Source organism: Chamaesiphon sp. VAR_48_metabat_403 (genome assembly GCF_031422475.1).
GTDB lineage: Bacteria > Cyanobacteriota > Cyanobacteriia > Cyanobacteriales > Chamaesiphonaceae > Chamaesiphon.
Map to the genome: position 1 here is coordinate 1 of NZ_JANPLS010000412.1, position 3,594 is coordinate 3,594.

Annotated in this window: 4 protein-coding genes; all 4 read left to right on the forward strand. The window is 42.2% G+C overall.

Annotated elements, in window-relative coordinates; genetic code table 11:
* Positions 1-880: phosphate ABC transporter substrate-binding protein PstS (gene pstS, locus RMO79_RS19720; protein WP_310484969.1), on the forward strand; the 880-nt coding region annotated here is incomplete at its 5' end.
* Positions 881-893: 13 nt separating this feature from the next.
* Positions 894-1,877, forward strand: coding sequence for a phosphate ABC transporter permease subunit PstC (gene pstC, locus RMO79_RS19725; RefSeq protein ID WP_310484970.1), 984 nt, complete (start codon positions 894-896; stop codon positions 1,875-1,877).
* Between the two features lies 1 nt (position 1,878).
* Entirely contained in the window at positions 1,879-2,742 is an 864-nt protein-coding gene (gene pstA / locus RMO79_RS19730) for a phosphate ABC transporter permease PstA (protein ID WP_310484971.1), read from the forward strand.
* Between the two features lie 97 nt (positions 2,743-2,839).
* Positions 2,840-3,594 (forward strand): phosphate ABC transporter ATP-binding protein PstB (pstB, locus tag RMO79_RS19735; protein WP_310484972.1); only part of this gene is annotated, 755 nt, incomplete at its 3' end.

Consider the following 3,594-nt stretch of genomic DNA (forward strand, 5'->3'; position numbering starts at 1 on the left):
ACGGGAAATTCGCAAAGCTCACCCAGAGTTAAAGATTAACTATCAAAGCCTTGGTAGTGGTGCTGGAGTTAAAAAAACGATCGACGGCACAGTGGATTTTGGTGCTAGCGATGCAGCCATGAGTGATGAAGAAATGGCGAAGGTCAAAGGTGGCGTGTTATTGATTCCTACGGCTGGTGGTGCGGTAACCGTACCTTACAACTTACCTGGAGTTAAAAATCTCAAACTCTCTAGAGCAGTTCTGAGCGGGATTTTCATGGGTAAAATAACTAAGTGGAGCGATCCGCAAATTGCTCAAGACAATAAAGGTCTGAAGTTACCAGACATAGCGATTAAACCTGCTGTTAGGGCTGATGGTAGTGGTACTTCATTTATTTTTACCAATCATCTCAGTGCAATTAGTCCAGAATTTAAATCGGCAATTGGTGTTAGCAAAGAGCCAAAATGGCCATCTGGCTTCTTGAAAGGTAAGGGTAACCCCGGTGTCGCTGCTTCAGTTAAGCAAACTCCAGGTGGCATCGGTTATGTTGAGTATGAAGTTGCCCTCAAAAATGGACTTACATCTGCTTTAGTGCAGAATGGTAGTGGACAGTATGTAGCTCCATCCCTAAAAGCCACAAATTTAGCTCTATCTGATGTCCAGTTCCCAGAAAACTTCCGGGCTTTTGATGCTAATTCTAATCAGGGTTATCCAATTTCTGGTTTGACTTGGTTGTTAATTCCTAAGGTTCAAAAAGATCCTGCCAAGGCTAAAGCAATTAAGACTATGGTCAAGTGGATGCTCACCAGCGGTCAACAGTATAACGACGATCTTAACTACACTAGCATTCCTAGTGGTGTCGCTCAACGAGCGATCGAAGCTGTTGAAAGCTTGAAATAATTTAAATCGAATCATGTCCTCTCCTCACCATATATCCGTGCCTACACTAACTACAGATCGCTTGGGTAGGCACAATCCTCCTGCCAAAGCCGATTTAGCCGATCGATTGTTTCGCTATTTGATGTATGCAGCTAGTGGAATATCGGTAGCCATCCTGCTGATGATGGGCTGGATTATCACTGGACAAGCCTTACCTGCGATAAAGCAGTTTGGGCTTGGGTTTTTAGTGAGTCAGGAATGGAATGTACCAGAGCTTAAATTTGGTGCCTTACCGATGATTTACGGTACGATTGGCAGTGGTTTAATATCACTGCTCTTCGCCATTCCGATTGGTTTGGCTGTAGCAATTGTCACGAGTGAGAACTTGTTACCCCGATGGTTGCGATCGACTATTGCTTTTACGATCGAATTACTTGCAGCCATCCCTAGTGTTATTTTTGGCTTGTGGGGATTTTACACATTCATCCCATTAATCCTGCCAGTCCAACAGTTTCTTTACACCAAATTTGGCACTACTATTCCCCTCTTTAGCACCGAACCGTCAGGATCTGGACTGTTAACAGCGGGAATGTTATTGGGCATCATGATTTTACCAACTCTAGCAGCGGTAAGTCGTGAGGTTTTATTAGTGGTACCCGGTTATCTCCGTACCGGATCGATGGCTTTGGGAGCTACTCGGTGGGAAACAATCTTCCGGGTAGTGTTACCCAAAGCTTTTTCGGGAATCGTCGGCGGGGTAATGTTGGCATTAGGACGCGCACTCGGTGAAACAATGGCAGTGACAATGGTAATCGGTAATTCCGAAAACATTAGTCCCTCTGTATTTTCACCTGCTTACTCAATCCCGGCAATTTTAGCAAATACGTTTGCTGAGGCTCAAGAGGATGTCCATATTGGCGCACTTACTTATCTAGTACTGATATTATTTGTAATTACGCTAGTGGTAAATGTTGGTGCGATCGCATTAGTTAAATTAGTCGAACGTGGCGCAAAGTAACATGAAACAAACAGCTAATAAATTAATCGCACCCATTTCACCACTTAGGAATTTACTCGATCGAGGAATGACGATCTTGGCTTTTACGCTGACGATCGTTGGGATGTTGCCGCTGGTTTCAGTTTTGTGGAATATTATCTCGAAGGGATATCCTGGGTTGACAGCAGTAATGTTCACCAAGCCAATTATCGATGATGGGTTTGCCAATGCAGTAGTTGGTACCTTAATCATGGTCGGAATCGCTTCCTTATTAAGTATTCCGATCGGCATTGCTACTGGGATTTATCTCGCAGAATATGAACCTGACAGTATTGTAAACCGCACCATCAAATTTTTGACGACAGTCTTGACTGGAGTACCGTCGATTGTGGTCGGAATTTTTGCTTATAGTGCGGTTGTGTTAGTTAGCAAAAAATTATTTGATTTTAGTTATAGTGCTATTGCTGGTGGTATTGCTTTAGCAATTTTAATGTTACCAATTATTGCCCTCACAACCGAAGAAGTGTTAAAACTAGTTCCGATCAACCTTCGACTAGCTTCATCTGGATTGGGTGGGAGTAAATTTCAAACTATTACTCGGATCGTTTTACCAACTGCTCTACCCGCTCTGACTACTGGAGTATTACTTGCGGTCGCTCGTGGCATTGGCGAGACAGCTCCTCTACTATTTACCGCACTATTCGCCCAAGATTGGGCAGATAATTTGCTCAGTCCGACAGCTTCTTTACCCATCCTAATTTTTAATTTGTATAACGACCCCGACCCGGTTAAAAATCAGTTAGTGTGGACGGCATCTTTATTTTTATTGGGAATAGTTTTAGTTATCAATCTACCCGCTCGGTTGATACTTGGGAAAAGTAGGTAGAGAATGAGGAGTAAGAAGTGATTTTAGTATTCTCACACAATGTTTTAAATAAGATAGTCTAACTATCGAGAATTTTTTAAATAATATTATTAAATATATGCGCGAAATTAAACATCCGTCTAGAGAAGTAGAAACCGCTATTCAAGTTAATAATCTCAGCTTTTTCTATGGTACTAGTAGAGCATTAGAAAGCGTTAACATGAGTATTTTTGAAAATCATGTCACGGCAATTATTGGGCCTTCTGGTTGTGGTAAATCTACATTTATTAAAGCCCTGAATCGCATCAGCGAACTAGAAGGATCTGTGAAAACAGAAGGTGAAGTTCAGCTATATGGGCAAAATATTTATCATCCCCAAGTCAATCTCAATCACCTGAGAAGACAGGTGGGAATGGTATTTCAAAAGCCAAATCCTTTCCCAATGAGTATTTATAAAAATGTTACTTATGGGGTCGAGATTGGTGAAGAAAAAGTATCGCGATCGGAACTAGATAATATTGTCGAAACTGCCTTGCAAGGTGCCGCACTCTGGAATGAAGTTAAAGATAAACTGCACAAATCAGCATTAGGATTATCGGGAGGACAACAGCAAAGACTGTGTATAGCGCGCGCTTTAGCTGTCAAACCCAAAGTATTGTTAATGGACGAACCTTGTTCGGCATTAGATCCGATCGCGACCATGAAAATCGAAGATTTAATGCATAGTTTACGCAACGATCTGACGATCGCGATCGTCACTCACAATATGCAACAAGCCGCCAGAATTTCTGACTATACCGCATTTTTTAGTACCGATGAAAGTCGGATCGGGCGGATGGTAGAATTTGGCGAAACCAAGCAAATTTTCTCGTT

Excerpts from the sequence above, each read along its gene's own strand:
- pstA (WP_310484971.1), top strand. The coding sequence starts at position 1,879 with ATGAAACAAACAGCTAATAAATTAATCGCACCCATTTCACCACTTAGG.
- pstC (WP_310484970.1), top strand. The coding sequence starts at position 894 with ATGTCCTCTCCTCACCATATATCCGTGCCTACACTAACTACAGATCGC.